We start from the raw sequence: 21,255 nt of genomic DNA, 5'->3' as shown, positions 1-21,255 counted from the left end.
TGCTGTGCATCTGCACCACAGAGCAAGACACAGCAGGCGCGCGGCCCACGCGCGCCTCTTCCAATGACAGAGACCGCATTATGACACTTGCCGCCTTTACCGCTTCCGTCCTGCTGTGCCTGATGGCGGCCATCAGCCCCGGCCCTGCTGTCCTTATGGCAGCACGCGTTGGCCTGGCCCATGGCTGGCGCAGTGGTCTGGCGCTGGCGATTGGCATCGGCGCCGGTGCGGTATTCTGGGCCTCAGCGGCCTTGTTCGGACTGAACCTTCTGCTTGACTATGCGCCGTTCCTTCTCACTCTGCTGAAGGTGGGTGGCGCCATATTCCTGATCTACATGGCTTGGAATATGTGGCGTCATGCCAGTGAACCCATGTCACAAGACAGCGACGCGCAATTGCCGCAAACGGCCTTTGCCGCGTTTCGCCTTGGCATCTTCACCCAGTTGGCCAATCCGAAACCCGCTGCGTTTTTCGGCGCAGTCTTTGTCGGCACGGTGCCCGAGGGCAGCAGCTCTCTTGCGCTTGCAGCACTGCTGGCCTGCATCTTTCTCGGTGAAGTCACCTGGAACACCCTCGTGGCCCGTATCTTCTCCTTTGAGAAAACGCGCCGCGGGTATATCAATCTGAAACATGTGATCGACCGGGTCTTTGGCGGCCTGCTCGCCGCCCTCGGCGTCAAGATCGCCGCCCTCTGAGGGGGAACGTGCGATCCCGACGCCAGATCCTAACAGGAGCATCAAAAACATGACCGACCGTCTGCCTCATGAAAAAGGCTTTCATATTTCCTGGGACCAGCTGCATCGCGACAGCCGCGCGCTGGCGTGGCGTCTGGACGGGCAAGGGCCGGACAATGGCGCCTGGCGCGCCGTTGTGGCCATCACCCGTGGCGGCATGGCTCCTGCCATGATCGTCAGCCGCGAGCTGGACATCCGCATCGTCGATACCATCGGCGTGAAATCCTACCACCATCAGGATCAGGGACAGGCCGAAGTGCTGAAAGCCCCTGACGCAGAGCTTATGGGCGACGGTGAAGGCGTACTGATCATCGACGATCTGGTCGACAGCGGCAAAACCCTGGAACTGGTGCGCCAGATGTACCCCAAGGCACATTTTGCCACCGTCTATGCCAAGCCCAAAGGCCGCCCGATGGTCGATACCTTCATCACCGAGGTCAGCCAGGACACCTGGATCTTCTTCCCCTGGGATATGGCACTGCAATATGTCGAGCCTTATCGCGGCACCGACTGATCTCTGCGGATCCAAGCAATTCATTTAATAAGACGCACCTTCGGGGGCGTCTTTTTCTTTTGCGCGCAACTGTGGGCTATCCATTTGACCACCCTCAACCAAAGCCCCTTGCAAAACTTCTGAACTTGCGGCGGAGTGATCCAAACAGGCGCCACCGTTGCACCCACCGGCGCTGACGCAGAACAGGAACACTCATGCCACAGGCCTCCTTCCCAAACGCCCGCACCCGCGACACCTTTGTCTCGCCGATTGTCGAATCCCGACGCTGGCTTCAGGGGCTGGCTCTGCCCGATGACCTGCCGCTGCTCAACCTCAGCCAGGCTGCACCAGCAGATCCACCTCCCGAGGGGCTACGCCGCGCCATTGCTGAGGCGGCCCTGAACGACGACAGCAGCCATCTTTATGGTGCGGTGCTTGGCCGGGATGAGCTGCGTGCAGCCCTCGCTGACAAAATGAACCGTCACTATGCAGCTGATCTGTCTGCGGCAGATGTGGCCATCACCTCAGGCTGCAATCAGGCCTTTGCCGCGACCATCGCCGCGCTTTGTGGTGAGGGTGATCAGGTGATCCTGCCAACGCCGTGGTATTTCAACCATAAAATGTGGCTCGATATGCAAGGGGTAGAGACGTGCCCATTGCCTGTGGGAGAGGCTATGCTGCCCTGCCCCGATGCCGCCGCAAAATTGATCACTGACCGCACCCGCGCAATTGTTCTGGTGACCCCGAATAACCCCTGCGGCGTGGAGTATCCCGGCGGTCTGGTGAAGCGCTTTTATGATCTTGCCCGCGCCCATGGTCTGGCACTGATCGTGGATGAAACCTACCGCGAGTTTGACAGCCGCAACGGCCCGCCCCATACGCTGTTTCAGGATCCGAACTGGTCGGATACGCTGATCCACCTCTATTCCTTTTCCAAGGCCTACCGTCTGACCGGCCATCGCCTCGGCGCGATCGCCGCCCACCCCGACCATCTGCTGGAAATGGAGAAATTCCTCGATACCGTCACCATATGTCCAGCCCAGCTGGGACAGACCGGCGCGCTCTGGGGGTTGGAAAACCTCGATGAATGGCTCGCGGGTGAACGGGAGGAACTGCTCTGCCGCCGCGCCGCGATTGAGGCTGGGTTTGCGCCACTTGCTGCGCAGGGCTGGCAACTTCTCGGATGTGGTGCATATTTCGCCTATGTCGCACATCCCTTTGCGGCTTCCTCGGAGGAATTGGCCAGACGTCTGGTGAGAGAGGCCGGTGTCCTGATGCTGCCCGGCAGCATGTTCTCACCGCAGAATGACCCCAACGGCACACGGCAGTTCCGCATTGCATTTGCCAATGTCGACACCCATGGCATCCGTACGCTTTTTGACCGACTGGCAAACTGGACAGCCTGACCCATCCCCCCCACTCACCGGCACTGAACACGGACGCTGATCAGTCGTCCCTTGCTCCTTGCAAGGTGGCAGCGTATTCAGAGCCTCGACATTTTAGCATTCCCGACTGCCCGGCGCAGTTCGGCGACCGGCAATACGAGGACATCATGGCTGCAGGCATGAAAAAACTATCAAATACTTTTGTCTGGATCCTGATGGGGATGCTGATTATCGGTCTGGCCGGATTTGGCGCCGTGAATTTCACAGGCTCTGTTTCCTCCGTCGCCGTGGTTGGCGATCAGGAGGTGTCAGTCGATGATTACGCTCGCGAACTGCAGCGCGAACAGCGCGCGCTTGAGGCGCAGACCGGCCAGCGCATCCCTATCGCGCAGATGACCGCGCTTGGTCTGGATCGTGCCGTGCTGGGGCGTCTGATTGCCATTGCCGCCCTGGATCAGGAAAGCAGCGATCTTGGCCTGTCGATCGGTGATCAGAACCTGTTTGACGAAATCAGTCAGATCCCGGCCTTTCAGGACGGCACCGGCGCCTTCAACCGCGACACCTACCAGTATGCACTCGACAATATCGGCCTGACCGAGGCCGCGTTTGAGGCCGACCTGCGCCGCGAATCTGCCCGCACCCTTGTGCAGGGTGCCATCATGGCCGGTACTGAGATGCCTGACACCCTGCGCGGCACACTGACCAGCTATGTCGGCGCGCGCCGCAGCTTTGATTGGCTGACAGTCAGCGAAAACAGCGTCGCCCTCACCGCGGTCGAGCCGAGCGAAGACCAGCTGCGCGCCTTCTATGACGCCAATATCGATCAGTTCACCCTACCCCGCACCAAGGTGATCACCTATGCCGCCCTGCGCCCCGACGCGCTGGTGGATGAGATCGAGATCGACGACGCAGCGCTTGAGAAGCTCTTCAACGACCGCAGCGCCGAATATCAAGTGCCCGAACGCCGTCTGGTGGAACGTCTGGTCTTTGCTGATCGGGACGCCGCCGACAGCGCCAAGGCACAGCTTGATATCAACGGCACCACCTTCGAGGCGCTGGTCGCGGATCGTGGCCTCAACCTGCAGGACGTGGATTTGGGCGATCTGACCATGGGCGACCTGGGCGCTGCAGGTCAGGACGTTTTTGCCGCACAGGTCGGCGATGTCGTCGGGCCGCTCGACAGCGACCTCGGCCCGGCCCTGTTCCGCGTCAATGGCCGTCTTGAGGCCCGCGTGACCCTGCTTGATGACGTCAAGGACGAGTTGCGCGCTGAACTGGCCACAGACCGTGCACGCCGCCTTATCGAAACCCGCGCTGAGGAGATCAACGATATGCTGGCCGGTGGCGCGACACTGGAAGAGCTGATTGACGAACCCGGCATGGAACTTGGCAAGGTCGACTGGCACAGCGGCAGCACTGATGGCATCGCCGCCTATGACGGTTTTCGTCAGGCCGCATCCACCGTTACTGCCGAAGACTTCCCAGAAGTGGCCTTCCTTGAGGATGGCAGCCTGTTTGCAATCCGCCTGGATGAGGACCTGGACCCGCGCCCCGAACCCTTCGCAGATGCGCAGGAGAAACTGCGCGCGGCATGGCAGAGCAAACGATTGCAGGATGCCCTGGAGGCCGAGGCCGAGCGTCTGGCTGATATGCTGCGCAACGGTGCTGACCTCCCCGAGGGTATTGAGTTGACGTCAGAGACCGGTCTGACCCGCGCCGCCTATATCGACGCCGCCCCGCAGCAGCTGATGGCCCGTGTTTTTGAACTGGCAGAGGGCGAGGTTGCCGTGGTCAGCGATGACACCGCCACTGTTGTGGTGCGCCTCACTGAGACCCTGCCGGTCGCCGATACGCCAGAAATGACGGCGCTGGCCGAGGCGATGGGGACCCAGCTTGATCAGGCATTGGCACAGGCTCTGTTCGAAGCTTTCGTCCAAGATTCCCAGACCCGCGCTGCGCCTCGCATCGACCCGCAGGCGCTCAACGCCGTGCGGGCCAACTTCCAGTAATCAAGGCAGACCGAAATGGCCCTGACCCCCGATTTCGACATCTTCGCCAAGGCCTATGAGGCCGGTGAAAACCAGGTCGTCTACACCCGGCTTGCCGCCGATCTCGACACGCCGGTATCCCTGATGCTGAAGCTGACAGGCGCCCAGAAGGACGCCTTCATGCTGGAGTCCGTCACCGGTGGCGAGGTGCGTGGGCGCTACTCCATCATTGGCATGAAACCGGATCTCGTTTGGCGCTGCCACGGAGAACACGCGACCCTCAACCGGTCTGCCCGCTTTGACGCCGATGCCTATGAGCCGCTGGATGGCAATCCCCTGGATTGCCTGCGTGACCTCATTGCAGAGAGCAAAATCGACCTGCCCGATGATCTGCCGCAGGCCGCAGCCGGCCTGTTTGGCTATCTTGGCTATGACATGATCCGGCTGGTCGAACATCTGCCGGACGTGAACCCCGATCCCCTTGGCCTACCTGACGCGTTGATGCTACGCCCCTCTGTCATCGCGGTGCTTGACGGCGTCAAAGGGGAGGTGACAGTGGTCTCCCCCGCCTGGGCCAGCGATGGCCAGTCGGCCAAGGCGGCTTACGCTCAGGCCGCCGAGCGGGTGATGGACGCGGTCCGCGATCTGGAACGCGCCATGCCCGCCGAAAGCCGCGATCTCGGCGATGCCGATGAGGTTGCGCCGCCCGTGAGCAATTTCACCAAAGACGGCTATATGGCCGCGGTGGAGACGGCCAAAGACTACATCCGCGCAGGCGACATCTTTCAGGTGGTGCCGGCACAGCGCTGGACGCAGGAATTCCGCCAGCCGCCCTTCGCGCTCTATCGCTCCCTGCGGCGCACCAACCCCTCGCCGTTCATGTTCTACTTCAACTTCGGCGGCTTTCAGGTGGTGGGCGCGTCTCCGGAAATCCTCGTCCGCGTCTTCGGACAGGAGGTCACCATTCGCCCGATCGCCGGCACCCGTCCACGCGGTGCCACGCCCGAAGAAGACAAAGCGCTGGAACTGGATCTGCTCGCCGACAAGAAGGAACTGGCAGAGCACCTGATGCTGCTGGATCTGGGCCGCAACGACACTGGACGGGTTGCCAAAATCGGCACCGTGCGCCCAACCGAGAAGTTCATCATCGAGCGCTACAGCCACGTCATGCACATTGTCTCCAATGTTGTCGGTGAGCTGGCCGAGGATAAGGACGCGCTCGACGCCTTCTTTGCCGGAATGCCCGCAGGCACCGTCTCCGGCGCGCCCAAGGTGCGGGCGATGGAAATCATCGATGAGCTGGAACCGGAAAAACGCGGTGTCTATGGTGGCGGTGTTGGCTATTTCTCGGCAGGCGGCGACATGGATATGTGCATCGCGCTGCGCACGGCCATCGTCAAGGACCAGAACCTCTACATTCAGGCAGGCGGCGGCGTTGTCTACGACAGCGACCCGGAGGCGGAATATATGGAGACAGTCCATAAATCCAACGCCATCCGCCGCGCAGCTGCGGATGCGGCCCGCTTCACCGGCAGCGGCAACAGCTAGGTCAAAGGCTGGGCGGGCACCCTGTTATGAGCGCCTGCCCGTCACCTTTCTCAAAATACTCTCGCCGAAGGCACCAAAGGCGTCGCTCCAACCGGAGCGGCGCCTTTGTCACGAAAACCACCTGCCGCGTCGTTTATTCCGCCTGCAGTTTTGCCCGCAGAGAGGCCGATACCGGCGCCAAAGACACCCGGTTTGCCCGGTCCTGAAGGCCCCAGATCAGCAAGGCGGAAATCGTATCCGGCTGAACCCGGCCCAGCATGATCACGGCCCCCTCCTGCCCGGCGCGAAACGCAGCCTGATCCAGAAAGCGCCGTATCGCGCGTGGGTCTTGCCCGGCGCCGTCGAAATCACGGAACACCACGCCGGCGGGCACACCTTCGCGCAGCGCCAGTTTCTGCACAGTATTCAGACCCGCATCCTGCGTCACCATACCATAGCCCATTGCACCAAGCGCCGTGGCCATCTGATCAGCCAGCGGACGATTGCCCTGAAACCCGGTCTCGACCCCTTCCAACACAGCGACGGCCTCTGGCAGGGTCTCCAGCCAGACCTGCAACGCCGTCTCAGCATCCTGCGGCGCGGCATCGCGGGGCAGATCGGCGATCAGCATCACCTCAAAACCAGCGGCGCGGTGGCGTGCCATCTTCGCCGCCGCCTCAGGATCCCTTGGGTCCAGCGCAAAACTCAGCGGATAGGGGAAATCCTGCAAGGCCTCAGCACCTATCGCATCGGCATCATCGATCAGAACAATCGACATCAGGGCACGGTCTGCCTCCGGTGTGAAGGCTTCGGCGTTGCGTTCAAACGGCACCCCATCCGTCTGCGCACTGGCCTGACTTCCGACCGCCGGTGCATTGGCCTGATCCCGCTCCGTCAGCGGGCGAACCGGGGTGCCGATACGTGGGCGGCTGCCCGTTGCATCTACTGTGTTGCCCGGTTCTGCCGTGGGGGTGGTTGTTGGCAGATCGGAAATCCGCCGCGCCCCGGCCTCCTCGCCTTGGTCTTCGGCACCCGTCCTAGGTTCAGCGCTTGCGGCAGGCTGCGTGCCCACCTCCGTTGGCCCGGCCTGCCCCAGCCCCGGCACCACGGGAATCGCCGTCGGGCCAGGTACAGCTCCCAAGGCTGGTCCTTGATCGTCCCCGGCCTCTATCGTGCTGAGGGCCGGGCCACCGGTTGTCACATCCGGCACCGGAAGGTTTGCGGTTGCGGAGGCGTCATTGTCGCCATCGTCCCCCTCGGCCGATGGTGTGGACGGGTCCTGCCCCAACGGCTCGGGAGCGGCTTGATCCGGCGCGGTTGTCAGCCGGGATGGTGCTTCGTTTGCAGTCTGCGGCACCGGTGGCTGCGCCGGTTCAGACACCACCACAAGACGCTGCTCCTGACTGGGGGCATTGGGTGCGGGCAGTGCTTCAACCGGGGTAACGGGCGCATCCCGCGCCACATCGATTGCCGGCGCGCCGACGCCACCGGGCGCGGCGCGATCCCCGCTGCCCAGCTCTGTGCCCACTTCCGGTCGGCTGGCAGGATCAGTATCGGCATCTGCAAGTGCTGCCAGATCATCACCCACCACTTGCGGGTCCAGCGCTGCTGGAGGTGTTTCCACCAGATCCGGATCGCTCCCCGCGCTGTCGACCGGTGTCTCCGCCGCCGGGGCCTGCACTTCACTGCGGGCCGGTTCGGCGACGCTGACCTCAACCGATTTGGGCAAGGGCACCGAAAGCGACCATACCACGGCGCCGCCTGCGGCCACCAAGGCCCCGAAACTCACGCCTCCAAGAAACCCTCGCATCTCTGTCCTGCCTCTCGTTGCCTTCTGGAACCGGTCGCATTCTGTTGGCCAGGCCACACCAAGGCGGTCGGGCACGCTTGGCCCGCCTGCTGTTGGTGATGTGCTCTTGACGCTGCCGCGCAACCCTGAACATGTATGTTGCGACCACTATACTGCGGCGCGGCCCCGGCCCGCCAGCCCTTAAACGAGCCCGCGACTATGCTGCTGCTGATCGACAACTACGACTCCTTTACCTACAACCTCGTGCATTACCTGGGGGAGCTGGGCGCTGACGTGCAGGTCCGCCGCAATGACGCGCTGAATGTGCAAGAGGCCATGGCGATGAACCCGGCCGGCATTCTGTTGTCACCCGGTCCCTGCGATCCGGATCAGGCCGGTATCTGCCTTGCCCTGACCGAGGCTGCAGCTGAGACCAAAACCCCGCTGCTTGGCGTCTGCCTTGGCCATCAGACCATCGGACAGGCCTTTGGCGGCAATGTTGTGCGCTGCAAAGATATCGTCCACGGCAAGATGGGCACCATGCATCATACCGACACGGGCCTTTTTGCCGGGCTGCCTTCGCCGTTTGAGGCGACGCGCTATCACTCGCTGATTGTTGACCGCGACACCCTGCCCGACAGTCTTGAAGTCACAGCAGAGCTTGAAGATGGCACCATCATGGGCCTGCAGCACAAGACGCTTCCGATCCACGGCGTGCAGTTCCACCCGGAATCCATCGCTTCGGAACACGGCCACGCGCTGCTGAAGAACTTCCTCAACGTGATGAAGGTGCCCGCATGAGCAACGCAATGAAGCCGCTGATTGATGCCGCTGCGGAGCGCGCCCTGAGCCGGGATGAGGCCGAGGCCGCCTTTACCCATCTGTTTGAAGGCAACGCCACGCCCAGCCAGATGGGTGGATTGTTGATGGCCCTGCGCACACGGGGCGAAACTGTCGACGAATACGCAGCAGCAGCGGCTGTCATGCGCGCAAAATGCAACCCCGTTGGGGCGCCTGAAGGCGCGATGGACATCGTCGGCACCGGTGGCGACGGCAAGGGCACGCTGAATATCTCCACCGCAACCGCCTTTGTCGTGGCCGGGGCCGGTACCGTGGTTGCCAAACACGGCAACCGTAATCTGTCGTCGAAATCCGGCGCAGCGGATGCGCTTGGTCAGATGGGGATCAATGTCATGGTCGGCCCGAAAGTGGCTGAACAGGCGCTCTGTGAAACCGGTATATGTTTCATGATGGCGCCGATGCACCACCCCGCCATCGCCCATGTGATGCCCACCCGGCAGGAACTTGGCACGCGCACGATTTTCAACATCCTTGGCCCGCTCACCAACCCAGCCAGTGTGAAACGCCAACTGACCGGCGCGTTCAGCCGCGATCTGATCCGCCCGATGGCGGAAACGCTTGGCCAGTTGGGATCGGAGCAGGCGTGGCTCGTCCACGGCTCCGACGGTACAGATGAGCTGACAATCACTGGCGTCAGCTGGGTTGCCGCCCTGAACCCGGATGGCAGCGTGACGGAGATGGAAATCCACCCCGAAGACGCAGGCCTGCCGCCCCACCCGTTTGAAGCCATCGTTGGCGGAACGCCCGAAGAAAACGCCAAGGCGTTTGAGGCCCTTCTGGCTGGTGAACCCTCTGCTTATCGCGATGCCGTCTTGCTGAACTCTGCTGCAGCCCTTGTGGTGGCGGGCGCAGCAAGTGATCTGAAAACCGGCGTTGAGATGGCCCGAACCAGCATCGACAGTGGCGCGGCGCGGGGCAAGATCGAAGCCGTTGCCCGGATCACCACGGCTGCCGCCGAAACATGATCCCAGACCTGCCCGATCTGGGCGGCTGGGCGGACCTGCCGTTTTTTGCTGACCGCTACCCGGCAATTGCGGCGGCGGTGGCCGAGGATCCGCGCGATATCCTCCCGCCAGCGGATCAGCGCCTTGCAGCTCTCTCGCTGACCCCGCCGGAAGAAACCCGCGTGGTCATTCTGGGTCAGGACCCCTATCCAACGCCCGGTCATGCCCATGGGTTGGCGTTTTCCGTCGAACCCGACGTGCGTCCGCTGCCAAGATCTTTGAACAATATATTCAAAGAGTTGCACGACGATCTTGGTGTTGAACGTCACACAGGCGACCTGCGCGGCTGGGCACGTCAAGGCGTTTTGCTGCTCAATACCGTCTTGTCTGTCCCCTCAGGCGAGGCCAACGGCCACAAAAGCCTTGGCTGGCAGCAACTCGCACATGAGGTTCTCAACCTGTCCAGCCAGCGCCCCACAGCTTATATTCTCTGGGGGAAACAGGCCCAAGGGCTTGAAAAATATATCCAGCCGGGTGATCACCTTATCCTGAGGACCGCGCACCCCTCACCACTGTCTGCGCGGCGTGGCTTTTTCAGCTCGCGCCCCTTTTCGACGGTGAACCGCTGGCTTGCTGAGCAGGGCCAGCCAACAATTGACTGGAACGCGTGACGGGAGGCGTCAAGATGACTGAAACAGTGCTGGATAAGATCAAGGCCTACAAGCTGGAAGAGATCGCCGCCGACAAGGCTGCCAAACCCCTCGAAGCGGTTGAGGCCGAAGCCCGTGATGCCAGCCCGGTGCGTGGCTTTGCCAAGGCGCTGATGCAGGCCAGCCGCGAAGGCTACGGACTGATTTCCGAAATCAAGAAAGCCAGCCCTTCCAAAGGGTTGATCCGGGAAGACTTCCACCCCGCAGACCTCGCCCGGGCCTATGAGGCAGGTGGTGCAACCTGTCTTTCCGTGCTGACCGATACCCCCAGTTTTCAAGGCGCGAAATCCTTTTTGACGGAGGCGCGCGACGCCTGTGCCCTCCCGGCGCTACGCAAGGATTTTATGTATGATCCCTATCAGGTGGCTGAAGCCCGCGCGCTTGGTGCCGATTGTATCCTGATCATTCTCGCCTCAGTTTCCGACACGCAAGCAGCAGAACTGGAAGCCGCCGCCGCTGATTGGAATATGGACGTCCTGCTGGAGGTCCATGACGAAGAAGAGCTGCATCGCGCCTGCAAGCTGAAATCGCCTCTTCTTGGCATCAACAACCGCAATCTCAAAACTTTTGAAACCACATTGGACACCACCCGCACCCTGTCCCGTCTGGTTCCTGCCGACCGCACCATCGTCTGCGAAAGCGCACTGTCCACGCCACAGGATCTCTCTGATATGGCCCGCTATGGCGCACGCAGTTTCCTCATCGGCGAAAGCCTGATGCGCCAGGATGACGTTGCGGCTGCGACCCGTGACATCCTCGCAAATCCGCTGATGCCGGGGGCAATGTAATGTCCCTCACCCATTTCGACAGCAGCGGCGACGCCCATATGGTCGATGTCTCGGACAAAGCGGTCACCTCGCGGATCGCCACTGCTGAGGGCCACATCACCATGGCACGCGAAACCTTTGATATCATTTCAGAAGGTCGCGCGAAGAAGGGCGATGTCCTGTCGGTGGCACGGCTCGCGGGCATCATGGGGGCCAAGAAGACACCGGACCTCATCCCGCTCTGCCATCCGCTGCCCGTAACCAAGGTTGCTGTGGACCTGACCCTCGATCCCGATCTGCCCGGCGTCCGCATCGCGGCCACCGTGAAAACCACGGGCCAAACCGGCGTCGAAATGGAGGCACTGACTGCGGTCTCCACCGCCGCCCTCACGGTCTATGACATGGCCAAGGCCGTCGACAAGGCGATGGAGATCGGTGGCATCCGTGTAACACTGAAAGATGGCGGAAAATCAGGACGATACGAGGCCTAAATGATCTCAGTTTCCGACGCATTGACCACGCTGCTAGATCTGGTGGCTCCGCTTGAAGTGGAAATCGTTCCCCTGCGCGCCGCTGCCCGCCGCGTGCTGGCAAAACCTGTGTCCGCCAACCGGGACCAGCCGCCCTTTGCGGCCTCCGCTATGGATGGCTATGCCGTAAAGGCGGCAGAGGTCGAGCGGGATGCAATGTTCAAAGTCATCGGAGAAAGCGCTGCGGGCCATGGGTTTCAGGGGCGCGTCGGCCCCGGCCAGGCGGTGCGGATCTTCACCGGCGCACCAGTGCCTGAAGGCGCTGATTTCGTTGTTATACAAGAGGATACCAGTGTTACCGGATCCTTGCTGACCATCACAGACCATCCCGGACCTGGCCATAACATTCGCGCAAAGGGTGGCGATTTTCAGATCGGCACCAGTGTTGACTCGCCACGCATGCTGACACCGGCAGATATCGCCCTGCTCGCCGCGATGAACATCGCCGAGGTGCCCGTGCACCGCAAACCAACAGTGGCGCTGATCTCCACCGGGGATGAGCTGGTCCTGCCCGGCGAAAGCCCCGGCCCGGATCAGATCATCGCCTCCAACACCCTTGGGCTGGACGCCATGCTGAGCGCTGCAGGTGCTGAGCCCCGGATTTTGCCCATCGCCCGCGACACCGAAAGCAGCCTTCGCATGGCGCTGGATCTGGCGCAGGACGCCGACCTGATCGTCACCATTGGCGGGGCCTCGGTTGGGGATCACGATCTGGTCGCCGGGGTGACCGAGGGGCTTGGCATGTCGCGCGCGTTCTACAAGGTTGCGATGCGCCCGGGAAAGCCGCTGATGGCTGGAACGCTGGGCCGCTCCGCTATGGTGGGACTGCCGGGAAATCCCGTATCTGCAATGGTTTGCGGGCATATCTTCCTGTTGCCCATGCTGCGCGTGATGCAAGGTTTGTCACCTCTGGATCAGCAGCCGGCGACGGCAAATCTGGCTCATGACCTGCCTGCAAACGGCCCACGGACACATTATATGCGCGCCAGGTTGAGCGGCGGCGATCTGCATGTCTTCGACGATCAGGACAGCGCCCGGCTGACCCTTCTGGCCGAGGCAAACGCCCTCGCCATTCGTCCCCCGCATGATCCCCCCCGAGGCAAGGGGGAACCGCTCGCCTATATTGTGATCTGACAGGGCGACCCGCTTTCACTTTGCCAACAATTCATCGTCAATTCCGCTGGATATGACAGGTTTTACGCAAGGACCCGTTGACACAAAACGGGAACATGCGTAGAACAAAGAGAAACATCGAGCGGTTGAGAGGGATGTCATGCTGACGAAGAAGCAATTGGATTTGCTGGATTTCATCCACACACGCCTGCAGAAGGATGGCGTCCCGCCCAGCTTTGATGAGATGAAGGTGGCGCTGGATCTGCGGTCCAAATCCGGCATCCACCGGCTGATCACCGCGCTGGAGGAGCGCGGCTTCATTCGCCGTCTCGCCCATCGGGCCCGCGCGATTGAGATTATTCGCCTGCCGGACAGCCTCGGCAATGCGGCTCAGACTGCGGAAGCCTCATCCTCTACACCAGAGCCTGCCAATCAGGTGTCGGCACCTGCAATGATCGCCGCGATGGAACTGCCCGTGATGGGCCGCATAGCAGCAGGCGTTCCGATTGAGGCCATCAATCAGGTCTCCCATCAGGTCGCGGTGCCCGCCTCCATGCTTTCGGCGCAAGGCCAGCATTTCGCATTGGAGGTACGCGGCGACTCTATGATCGAGGCTGGGATCAATGACGGCGATATCGTTGTAATCCGGGAAACGGCTGTGGCAGACAACGGCGATGTGGTGGTTGCCCTCGTCGAAGGACAGGAAGCTACACTGAAACGCATCTATCGTAAGGGCAGCACCATTGCGCTGGAGGCCGCGAACCCCGCCTATGAAACCCGCCGCTACCCGCAAGATCAGGTGAAGGTTCAGGGCCGTCTCGTTGGCCTTATCCGCACCTACTGAGCGACGTCGCGCGCAGAAATGTCACGGACAAACGCATAGATAAGACCCGCACTTCGATACGGGCAACTCGACGCGGGTCGTGACGTGCAAACTGGCACGGACGAAGCGATACGAACAAAGCGCGCGGACCAGACGGTTGATTGCCTGTGTTTCTGCTCACCTCTTGATGCTATCATGACAACATCGTTGAGCGTACTCGGCGCTGCGCGATCACACACGAACCAGACACAAAGCCTACATAGATGCAGCACCAACGCCTGAAGGTTGAGTGATCCAAGGCTTGGATGGATATTGGCCTTGATCCTATTGTCTTTAGGCTAGTGTCAATGGCTTGATCGTGACTTCACCGGATCACGGCTCCACAACCGGGTTCCCACCACATCTTGCGCCGAAGTCCAGCGTCCCTCTGCATCCATCTGCACGCTCCCCATGCGATGTAGCGCGTCTTCGTCAAACACCAGGCAGCCGCCGACCGGTGCCACGGGCTTGGCACTTATGATCACCTCATCGGCTGCACATTCGGTCATTGCCTCAGCCGCTGCCTTGCCCATCACATGGGTCAGCCGCTGATCCGTCGCCGCCAGATATGCCGTGACCGATTTACCGGGCGCCTCTGGTCCGGCAATCAGCGGCCATAGTTGCGCGCCCTCCTCCTGTGTCTGCAAACTGCCGTCATTTTCCGTCCAACGTTCCGCTGCATAGCCATGCCCTTTAGCGCGTGATAATGCCCGTCCCTCCGCCGTCAGGACCCCGACGATGCCGCCATTGGGCGCCGCGAGAACCGCAGGGCGCGGGTTGCCATACCAGATCATCGCGCCCCCAATCAGCACCGGCACACCAAGAAGGCGCAACCGCCCCCGCCAAAGCCCAAGCAACAGCCCACCGAAAGCCACCAGTGGCAGCACCGGAGCAGGCGGCATCGGCACCGCCCCCTGCGCCCCATCAAGGGCGGCGACCCAATTAGCAACAAACAGAATCCAGCTGATCCCCAGATCCATAAGTGTAAGACCAATCCAGGACGCCCCCACTGGCGCCAGACAAAGCGCCAGAACAGCAGCTGGCACCACCAGCGCGCCCATTACAGGCACAGCCAGAACATTGGCCAGCAACCCGTAATGCGAAATCATATTGAAATGAGCAGCTCCAAATGGCGCGGTCGCCAATCCGGCAATCAGCGAGGACAGCACAAGCCCCGTCACCAGTCGCAGCCAGCGCGGGCCCGTAGGGCTCAACCGGTCACGCAGGCTACCAAAGATCACGATCAAGGCGGTGGTGGCGGCAAAACTCATCTGGAACCCTGGGCTGAGCAGGCTTTCCGGACGCAAGAGCAGGATCACTATTGCCGCCAGCGCCACCGCGCGCAGGGACAGCGCCCGCCGATCAAGCAGCACCGCTCCTAGCATCATCGCCACCATGATGTAGGCCCGCGTGCTAGCCACCTGCATTCCAGACAGCAACAGATAGGCACTGGCCGCAAGCAAGGCGCCAACCGCCGCCAGTTTTTTGGTGTCGATACGCTGCGCAACGGCTGGTGCAAGCGCCAACAACAACCGCAGCCCGCCAAAGACAACGCCGGCCAGCAACCCCATATGCAGCCCCGAAATTGCCAACAGATGTGCCAGGTTACTGGCCCGCAACGCCTCCAGCGCCGCTTGTGGGATCGCCGAACGATCGCCGGTGGTAATGGCCACCGCAAAACCGCCGGTCGCCACCGGCATCTGCGAACGAATGCCGGTAGAGAGCTTCTGGCGCAATTGCTCAACCGGCAGGTCACGCGGGCCGCGGTTTATGATCAGCACCGGCACACGGGTGTACCCCACCGCGCCGAGCTGTTGGAACCAGGCATGTCGCCGAAAATCGAAACCATGCGGTTCAACAGGGCCTTGTGGTGGCATCAGATGGGCTGTGGTCATCACCCGGTCGCCAATGCGTGGAACCGCTGCCCCGTCCGGCAACGACAGCCTGAGCCGCGCAGGGGTTTGAGCAGGCGGGATGCGGTCCAGAAATGGTTGATCCAGCGTGATCCGCAACCGGTCACGGGCAGAGCGGTCGATGGCAATCACCCGCCCCTCCACCGCGCCATAGCTGCGGTACTGAAGCACCGGCGCGCCAACCGAATGCGCGCGCAACCCGGCGGTGGCAAACCCGAGCGTGACCAGCAGCAGAACCCAGCCCAGAAAGACCACAGCATCCTGCTGGTCGCCGCGCCACAGCATCGCCAGTGCAACGCAGCCCGGCCCAGCGCCCCAAAGATAGTGCGCCAGATCCGGCTCAAACCTGAGTGAGAAAAACAGCCCGATGCCAACCCCGAACAAAACCGGCACCCAGGGAAAGAGATCCCCGCGCTGGGATTGCAGCAGACCATCAAGGACGCCCAGGGCGCGCATGCTTGCTCCTTGCCTTCTGGCTCGGTAGACAGGCGACAAAATTAGCCCTTCCATGGTTTCCAAAAGGTAAATCACCCCCATGTCCAAACCGGTCGTCACCCGCTTCGCCCCCTCGCCCACCGGCTATCTGCATATCGGCGGCGCGCGCACTGCGCTGTTCAATTGGCTTTATGCCCGTGGCCGCGGCGGCAAATTCCTGTTGCGGATCGAAGACACCGACCGCGAGCGCTCCAACCCCGAGGCGACGGCCGCGATCCTGCAAGGCATGGCCTGGCTCGGCCTGGATCATGACGGTGAGGTGGTCAGCCAGTTCGAAGGCGCCGAGCGCCATGCCGCGGTCGCCCGTGAGCTGCTTGAGGCGGGCAAGGCTTATAAGTGCTTTGCCACGCAGGAAGAAATCGCGGCGTTCCGCGATCAGGCAAAGGCTGAGGGCAAATCGACCCTCTACCGTTCGCCCTGGCGCGATGCGGCAGAGGCCGGTCATCCAGACGCGCCTTATGTGATCCGCATCAAAGCCCCGCAGGACGGCACCACAGTGATCCGCGATGAGGTTCAGGGCGATGTCACGATCAAGAATGACCAGCTGGACGACATGATCCTGCTGCGCTCTGATGGGACACCTGTCTACATGCTGGCAGTTGTCGTAGATGATCACGATATGGGCGTCACCCATGTGATCCGGGGCGATGACCACCTCAACAACGCCGCACGTCAGATGATGATCTATGAGGCGATGGGCTGGGATGTCCCCGTCTGGGCGCATATCCCGCTGATCCACGGTCCCGATGGCAAAAAGCTGTCCAAACGGCATGGTGCCTTGGGCGCGCAAGAATATCAGGCGATGGGCTATCCGGCTGCGGGCATGCGCAACTATTTGGCCCGTCTGGGCTGGAGCCATGGCGATGATGAGTTTTTCACCGATGCGCAGGCGCGCGACTGGTTCGACCTTAACGGCATCGGCAAAAGCCCGGCGCGGTTTGACACGAAAAAGCTGGAAAATCTCTGCGGTCAGCATATCGCCATCAGCGATGATGCTGCACTGCGGAATGAGCTTCAGGCCTATTTGGCAGCGGCTGACAAGCCGCAGTTAAATGACGTTCAGTCAAACGATCTTGAACGTGCGATGTATTGCCTCAAGGATCGTGCCAAGACATTCCCCGAGCTGCTTGAAAAAGCTCATTTTATCCTGACTTCACGGCCGATTGAGCCAGATCAAAAGGCCGCTAAGGCCCTTGCATCTGTATCCGACGGTATACTGAGTGAATTGACGCCGCAGCTGCAAAATGCTAGCTGGTCCCGAGACGATCTGGAGACGCTTCTGAACGCATTTGCAGAAGCACAGGATACCAAGTTCGGCAAACTGGCGGGTCCCTTGCGGGCGGCGCTGGCTGGTCGTGCGGTAACCCCTTCAGTTTTCGACATGATGCTGATTCTGGGCCGGGACGAAACACTGGCCCGACTCTCCGACGTTGCTGGCTGACCCTGTCGTTAACCGCTGGGTAAGTCGGTACCGCTATGACCTCACCTGCGCGATTGCCGTGCAGGTGCTGCCTGCATAAGGCGGGGGCCTCCCCCGCTTTCGTGCCTGTATCAGGAAGGGACATCTATGACCGATACAAAGAAGACCGCCCAGCTCAGCCTGAATGGCGAAACTTACGAGCTTCCCATTTTCTCGCCGACGACCGGGCCCGATGTTCTGGATATCCGCAAGCTCTATGGCCAAGCCGGTGTGTTTACCTATGATCCCGGCTTTACCTCCACTGCGAGCTGCGACAGCACCATAACCTATATCGACGGTGGCAAGGGCGAACTGCTGCACCGTGGTTACCCCATTGACCAGCTGGCATCCAAATCGCACCACCTCGAAGTCTGCTATCTGCTGCTTTATGGTGAACTGCCGACCGCGGCTCAGCTGGAAGATTTCGAGACCCGTGTGACCCGTCACACCATGGTGCACGAGCAGATGCACAACTTCTTCCGTGGCTTCCGCCGGGACGCGCACCCGATGGCGACCCTCGTGGGTGTGGTCGGCGCCATGTCGGCCTTCTACCACGATTCCACCGACATCAACGACCCCTGGCAGCGTGAAGTGGCCGCGATCCGTCTGATCGCAAAACTGCCCACCATCGCTGCGATGGCTTACAAGTATTCAATCGGTCAGCCGTTTGTGTATCCCCGCAACGACTTGGATTACGCGGCGAACTTCCTGCACATGTGCTTCTCCGTTCCGGCAGAAGAATATCATGTCGACCCGATCCTTGCGCGCGCAATGGACCGGATCTTCATCTTGCATGCAGACCACGAACAGAACGCTTCAACCTCGACCGTGCGTCTGGCGTCCTCGTCCGGTGCCAACCCGTTCGCCTGTATTGCGGCGGGCATCGCCTGCCTCTGGGGGCCGGCCCATGGTGGCGCCAATCAGGCCTGCTTGGAGATGCTCAAGGAAATCGGCTCGGTTGACCGCATCCCCGAGTTCATTGAACGCGCCAAAGACAAGAACGATCCGTTCCGTCTGATGGGCTTTGGCCACCGGGTCTACAAGAACACCGATCCGCGTGCCACGGTCCTGAAGCAATCCGCCGATGAGGTGCTGGAACTGCTCGGCGTGGAAAACAACCCGCTCTTGCAAGTCGCCAAGGAACTGGAACAGACCGCCCTCAACGATGAATATTTCATCGAGAAGAAACTGTTCCCGAACGTGGATTTCTACTCCGGCATCATTCTTGAGGCGATGGGCTTCCCGACCTCGATGTTCACGCCGATCTTCGCGCTGTCGCGCACCGTCGGCTGGATTTCGCAGTGGAAAGAAATGATCGCGGATCCACAGAACAAAATCGGTCGCCCGCGTCAGCTCTACCTCGGCGAAACCGCCCGCGACTACATCGATATCGAAAGCCGCTGATTGCAGGCGGTATTACCGCATAATCGGCGACAGAAAACTTCAAACCCTGCCTTCCCCAAGGCAGGGTTTTTTTCATGTCTTCTGCCGGCACCATGCAGGCACAACAGAGTTGCCGCGCCTGTACCCAGAGATACACCTTTTGATTGCATCCACACGCCTTTCGGTGAGTGCCACAATCAAAAGGATACCTAACTGCTGTTTCCAATCCGGAAACTTGGTTAACCTATTTGATCGCATTTTACTCAATTACGGTGGGTTTCGATTGACGAAATTCCACCTCCTGCATAGGCATGTCACCAATTACTAATTAAACCTTAACGGGAGACGCACCGTGCTTATGCTCATGACATTGCTTGGGGTTGGCCTGCTGGCTGGCGTGATCATCAATGATTCCGATGACTCCGACAGCGCCGAGTCCGGCGCCAACGAAAGCGGTAACGAAGACAACAATGAAGCCGTTGTCGAGGGCACCGACGGAGCTGACCTACTGCTCGGTACCATTGGCAGCGAAACCCTGCTTGGCGGCGCCGGTAACGATAATATCGATGCCCGCGGTGGTCCTGACACTATCGAAGGCGGCGCCGGAGATGACACGCTAGATGGTGGCTCGGCAGATGACAATATCTTCGGTGGCGACGGCGAAGACCGTATGATCGGCGGCAACGGCGATGACTTCATGCGCGGCAACGCGGGTGATGACATCCTTATCGATGCGCGCGGCGCGGATCATCTCGTTGGCGGTCAGGGCGATGACATTATTCTCGCGGCCGGAATTCTGGATGAAGGTGCCTATGAGGATTTGGTCCAGGGCCGCACCCCGCCGCCCGCGACTGTTGAAGAGGTGAACACTCTGCTGAACTACGACTACACCGCTGATCAGGACGGCGAAGGCGACACCATCAACGCAGGGGCAGGCGATGACGCGGTGCTCTTTGGCCTCAACGACACGGTGACCGGTGGCAATGGCAGTGACAGCTTTGAGACCGGCGCCTGGCTGAGCGAGGATGAGCAGGCCACCATCACCGATTTCACCGCAGATGATGACCGCGTGGTTTACTACTACGATGAAGACGAGGAAGAGCCGGAACTGGACGTGGTCACCCGCGCCAATGACGATGGCGGCACCGATGCCTTCCTGGTGGCCAATGGCGAGGAAGTGGTGCGTCTGATCAATGCCGGTACCACCTTCAACCTGGCCGAGCATGTGGCGCTGGTTGCCCGCAGCGGCTGATACATAACTCCGCTGAGGTCGGGTCAATTGATCTGGCCCGCCCCGGCGTAGCCCGCACGAACGCAGCAAAAGAAACCCGCCCCCTGCATGTCAGGAAGGCGGGTTTTTTCATTTGTACTGTCAATGATCAGACGCGGATCGCGACGGATCAGCGTCCTTCGAATTTCGCAGGGCGTTTTTCCATGAAGGCCGTAACCCCTTCCATGAAGTCGCGGGTCTTGCCACATTGGCCTTGCAGATGCGCCTCTTCGGACAGTTGCTCCGGCAGGCTGTTGCCATAGCCATCGCTGATTGCCGTTTTGATCGCGCCAAAGGCACGGGTCGGACCGGAGGCCAGATATGCCGCACGGGCGCGCCAATGGGCGTCGAATTCGGCATCCGGAATGGCCTCCCAGATCATGCCCCAGTCGCTGGCCTGTTTGGCGGTGATCTTGTCGGCAAACAGTGCAGCCCCCATCGCCTTTGCCATGCCCATCTGCCGTGGCATGAACCAGGTGCCACCGGCATCTGGCATGAGGCCAATGCGGGCAAAGGCCTGCATGAAATAGGCGCTCTCGGTTGCGATCACCACATCTGCGGCCAGCGCCAGATTGGCGCCCGCGCCCGCCGCCGGACCGTTGACCGCAGCAATGGTCGGCACCGGGCAGTTGTAGATTGCCTCCAGCATCGGGGTGTATTCATCGCGCAGGGTGCGCTCCAGATCCAGCTTGCCCTGGCTTGCCGCATCGGACAAATCCTGACCCGAACAGAACGACACGCCGGACCCGGTCAGAACCACGGCCCGGGCCTCTTTGCCGGCGCGTTGCATCGCATGGGTGATTTCCGCCCGCGTCAGACCGGTCAATGCGTTCATCTTGGCGGGGCGGTTCAGCGTCACAACGGCCAAGCCGTCTTCCAGCGAGAACAGAATTTCCTGGTAATCCATCAAAGGGCCTCGTGGTTAAAGGTTTTTCGCAGACTTGCCTATGCAAGCCCGCAGGAAAAGGCAAACGCCGCGTAACCTCTCGCGGCAAAACCACCAAAACGGTGTGCCCCTGTCGCCCGGTGCCG

Annotated in this window: 18 protein-coding genes; 15 read left to right on the top strand and 3 right to left on the bottom strand. The window is 61.1% G+C overall.

Annotation, left to right across the window (positions count from 1 at the left end; genetic code table 11):
• The first annotated feature begins 80 nt into the window (after positions 1-80).
• The 5 genes from GAL_RS08100 (at position 81) to trpE (ending at position 6,148) form a co-directional block, all read left to right on the top strand.
• Positions 81-695, top strand: coding sequence for a LysE family translocator (locus tag GAL_RS08100; RefSeq protein ID WP_024097098.1), 615 nt, complete (start codon positions 81-83; stop codon positions 693-695).
• 49 nt (positions 696-744) lie between these two features.
• Positions 745-1,248, top strand: a complete 504-nt coding sequence (gpt, locus tag GAL_RS08095; protein ID WP_014874783.1) for a xanthine phosphoribosyltransferase — start codon at positions 745-747, stop codon at positions 1,246-1,248.
• Positions 1,249-1,442: 194 nt separating this feature from the next.
• Positions 1,443-2,633, top strand: a complete 1,191-nt coding sequence (locus GAL_RS08090) for an aminotransferase (protein ID WP_024097097.1) — start codon at positions 1,443-1,445, stop codon at positions 2,631-2,633.
• 146 nt (positions 2,634-2,779) lie between these two features.
• Positions 2,780-4,621 (top strand): peptidylprolyl isomerase, encoded by a 1,842-nt coding sequence (locus tag GAL_RS08085; protein WP_024097096.1) that lies wholly within the window; start codon positions 2,780-2,782, stop codon positions 4,619-4,621.
• Positions 4,622-4,636: 15 nt separating this feature from the next.
• Positions 4,637-6,148, top strand: coding sequence for an anthranilate synthase component I (gene trpE / locus GAL_RS08080; RefSeq protein WP_024097095.1), 1,512 nt, complete (start codon positions 4,637-4,639; stop codon positions 6,146-6,148).
• A 133-nt stretch (positions 6,149-6,281) separates the two neighbouring features.
• Here the strand turns inward: trpE and GAL_RS08075 are convergent, their stop codons facing one another.
• Positions 6,282-7,937 carry a divergent polysaccharide deacteylase family protein gene (locus GAL_RS08075; protein ID WP_024097094.1) on the bottom strand — a complete coding sequence of 552 codons (1,656 nt, stop codon included), beginning with the start codon at positions 7,935-7,937 and terminating at the stop codon, positions 6,282-6,284.
• A 198-nt stretch (positions 7,938-8,135) separates the two neighbouring features.
• Between GAL_RS08075 and GAL_RS08070 the strand changes: the two genes are divergently transcribed.
• The 7 genes from GAL_RS08070 to lexA all read left to right on the top strand — a co-directional run bounded on the left by GAL_RS08070 (position 8,136) and on the right by lexA (position 13,685).
• Entirely contained in the window at positions 8,136-8,717 is a 582-nt protein-coding gene (locus GAL_RS08070; RefSeq protein WP_024097093.1) for an anthranilate synthase component II, read from the top strand.
• Positions 8,714-9,742 carry an anthranilate phosphoribosyltransferase gene (gene trpD / locus GAL_RS08065; RefSeq protein WP_024097092.1) on the top strand — a complete coding sequence of 343 codons (1,029 nt, stop codon included), beginning with the start codon at positions 8,714-8,716 and terminating at the stop codon, positions 9,740-9,742. Before GAL_RS08070 ends, trpD begins: the two co-directional genes overlap by 4 nt.
• Complete coding sequence (locus GAL_RS08060) at positions 9,739-10,392, top strand: uracil-DNA glycosylase (protein ID WP_024097091.1); 654 nt, start codon at positions 9,739-9,741, stop codon at positions 10,390-10,392. The genes trpD and GAL_RS08060 overlap by 4 nt, the downstream gene beginning before the upstream one ends.
• Positions 10,393-10,406: 14 nt before the next feature.
• A complete protein-coding gene (trpC, locus tag GAL_RS08055; RefSeq protein WP_024097090.1) occupies positions 10,407-11,219 on the top strand; it encodes an indole-3-glycerol phosphate synthase TrpC in 813 nt (270 codons plus the stop codon).
• Positions 11,219-11,689: a cyclic pyranopterin monophosphate synthase MoaC gene (gene moaC / locus GAL_RS08050; protein ID WP_024097089.1), complete on the top strand. Its 471-nt coding sequence runs from the start codon at positions 11,219-11,221 to the stop codon at positions 11,687-11,689. Before trpC ends, moaC begins: the two co-directional genes overlap by 1 nt.
• Complete coding sequence (locus GAL_RS08045; protein ID WP_024097088.1) at positions 11,690-12,862, top strand: molybdopterin molybdotransferase MoeA; 1,173 nt, start codon at positions 11,690-11,692, stop codon at positions 12,860-12,862.
• Positions 12,863-13,001: 139 nt separating this feature from the next.
• Positions 13,002-13,685 carry a transcriptional repressor LexA gene (gene lexA / locus GAL_RS08040; protein ID WP_024097087.1) on the top strand — a complete coding sequence of 228 codons (684 nt, stop codon included), beginning with the start codon at positions 13,002-13,004 and terminating at the stop codon, positions 13,683-13,685.
• Between the two features lie 323 nt (positions 13,686-14,008).
• Here the strand turns inward: lexA and GAL_RS08035 are convergent, their stop codons facing one another.
• Positions 14,009-16,072, bottom strand: a complete 2,064-nt coding sequence (locus GAL_RS08035; protein WP_024097086.1) for a ComEC/Rec2 family competence protein — start codon at positions 16,070-16,072, stop codon at positions 14,009-14,011.
• A gap of 79 nt (positions 16,073-16,151) precedes the next feature.
• Between GAL_RS08035 and gltX the strand changes: the two genes are divergently transcribed.
• The 3 genes from gltX (at position 16,152) to GAL_RS08020 (ending at position 20,205) form a co-directional block, all read left to right on the top strand.
• Entirely contained in the window at positions 16,152-17,552 is a 1,401-nt protein-coding gene (gene gltX, locus GAL_RS08030; protein WP_024097085.1) for a glutamate--tRNA ligase, read from the top strand.
• Between the two features lie 126 nt (positions 17,553-17,678).
• Complete coding sequence (gene gltA / locus GAL_RS08025; protein WP_024097084.1) at positions 17,679-18,974, top strand: citrate synthase; 1,296 nt, start codon at positions 17,679-17,681, stop codon at positions 18,972-18,974.
• A gap of 337 nt (positions 18,975-19,311) precedes the next feature.
• Positions 19,312-20,205, top strand: coding sequence for a calcium-binding protein (locus tag GAL_RS08020; protein WP_244462744.1), 894 nt, complete (start codon positions 19,312-19,314; stop codon positions 20,203-20,205).
• 148 nt (positions 20,206-20,353) lie between these two features.
• Here GAL_RS08020 and GAL_RS08015 read toward each other — a convergent pair whose 3' ends face one another.
• On the bottom strand, positions 20,354-21,130 hold the full coding sequence (locus GAL_RS08015; RefSeq protein ID WP_024097082.1) for an enoyl-CoA hydratase-related protein: 777 nt from the start codon (positions 21,128-21,130) through the stop codon (positions 20,354-20,356).
• Positions 21,131-21,255: the final 125 nt, after the last annotated feature.

Source organism: Phaeobacter gallaeciensis DSM 26640, from assembly GCF_000511385.1.
GTDB classification, from domain to species: Bacteria; Pseudomonadota; Alphaproteobacteria; order Rhodobacterales; family Rhodobacteraceae; genus Phaeobacter; species Phaeobacter gallaeciensis.
The sequence above is the reverse complement of the archived record's forward strand: the minus strand, read 5'-3'. Positions and strand labels throughout refer to the sequence as shown.

Bases quoted from the DNA above. Each gene is read 5' to 3' on its own strand.
- lexA (WP_024097087.1), top strand. From the start codon at position 13,002: ATGCTGACGAAGAAGCAATTGGATTTGCTGGATTTCATCCACACACGC.
- GAL_RS08035 (WP_024097086.1), bottom strand. From the start codon at position 16,072: ATGCGCGCCCTGGGCGTCCTTGATGGTCTGCTGCAATCCCAGCGCGGG.
- trpD (WP_024097092.1), top strand. From the start codon at position 8,714: ATGAGCAACGCAATGAAGCCGCTGATTGATGCCGCTGCGGAGCGCGCC.
- GAL_RS08100 (WP_024097098.1), top strand. From the start codon at position 81: ATGACACTTGCCGCCTTTACCGCTTCCGTCCTGCTGTGCCTGATGGCG.
- GAL_RS08045 (WP_024097088.1), top strand. From the start codon at position 11,690: ATGATCTCAGTTTCCGACGCATTGACCACGCTGCTAGATCTGGTGGCT.
- GAL_RS08075 (WP_024097094.1), bottom strand. From the start codon at position 7,937: ATGCGAGGGTTTCTTGGAGGCGTGAGTTTCGGGGCCTTGGTGGCCGCA.
- gltA (WP_024097084.1), top strand. From the start codon at position 17,679: ATGACCGATACAAAGAAGACCGCCCAGCTCAGCCTGAATGGCGAAACT.
- trpC (WP_024097090.1), top strand. From the start codon at position 10,407: ATGACTGAAACAGTGCTGGATAAGATCAAGGCCTACAAGCTGGAAGAG.
- GAL_RS08015 (WP_024097082.1), bottom strand. From the start codon at position 21,130: ATGGATTACCAGGAAATTCTGTTCTCGCTGGAAGACGGCTTGGCCGTT.
- trpE (WP_024097095.1), top strand. From the start codon at position 4,637: ATGGCCCTGACCCCCGATTTCGACATCTTCGCCAAGGCCTATGAGGCC.
- GAL_RS08070 (WP_024097093.1), top strand. From the start codon at position 8,136: ATGCTGCTGCTGATCGACAACTACGACTCCTTTACCTACAACCTCGTG.
- GAL_RS08085 (WP_024097096.1), top strand. From the start codon at position 2,780: ATGGCTGCAGGCATGAAAAAACTATCAAATACTTTTGTCTGGATCCTG.
- GAL_RS08060 (WP_024097091.1), top strand. From the start codon at position 9,739: ATGATCCCAGACCTGCCCGATCTGGGCGGCTGGGCGGACCTGCCGTTT.
- gpt (WP_014874783.1), top strand. From the start codon at position 745: ATGACCGACCGTCTGCCTCATGAAAAAGGCTTTCATATTTCCTGGGAC.
- gltX (WP_024097085.1), top strand. From the start codon at position 16,152: ATGTCCAAACCGGTCGTCACCCGCTTCGCCCCCTCGCCCACCGGCTAT.
- moaC (WP_024097089.1), top strand. From the start codon at position 11,219: ATGTCCCTCACCCATTTCGACAGCAGCGGCGACGCCCATATGGTCGAT.
- GAL_RS08020 (WP_244462744.1), top strand. From the start codon at position 19,312: ATGCTCATGACATTGCTTGGGGTTGGCCTGCTGGCTGGCGTGATCATC.
- GAL_RS08090 (WP_024097097.1), top strand. From the start codon at position 1,443: ATGCCACAGGCCTCCTTCCCAAACGCCCGCACCCGCGACACCTTTGTC.